This is a genomic window from Parendozoicomonas verongulae (genome assembly GCF_009711465.1).
Lineage (GTDB): Bacteria > Pseudomonadota > Gammaproteobacteria > Pseudomonadales > Endozoicomonadaceae > Sansalvadorimonas > Sansalvadorimonas verongulae.
Map to the genome: position 1 here is coordinate 234 of NZ_SMME01000655.1, position 331 is coordinate 564.

The window sequence follows — 331 nt, forward strand, 5'->3', positions numbered from 1 at the left end:
TTGTGCAGGCGGTGAAGCGGTGAGAGTTAATCCGGTTTTTCGTTTTTTCCCCCGGCAATTCATGTTTTCTGATGCACAGGTGGCACATGCAGACAGGCCGATGACTATGCAAAGACTGGTGACAACAAAGTTCAGTCTGGAGACCATTCCTATCCTTCCTTTCCATAACAAAGAACAAAGAAGATAGCAACGTAACTGGCGGCCCCTTGTGACGCAGGCCTCCTGAAATCACATCCTGAGTCACTCACCTCCCACTTTTTGATGTGTGTGCTGGTGCCTGGTGAGATGACTGGATGAGGTAAAAGACTTATTGCACCCGTCCTGGTCACAG

At 49.2% G+C, this 331-nt stretch carries 1 protein-coding gene; it reads left to right on the top strand.

All coding sequences use genetic code 11. The annotated features are described in order from the left end of the window. Positions 1-187, top strand: a 187-nt coding sequence (locus E1189_RS24965) for a hypothetical protein (RefSeq protein ID WP_230460047.1), incomplete at its 5' end; no start/stop codon positions are given. Positions 188-331 lie beyond the last annotated feature (144 nt).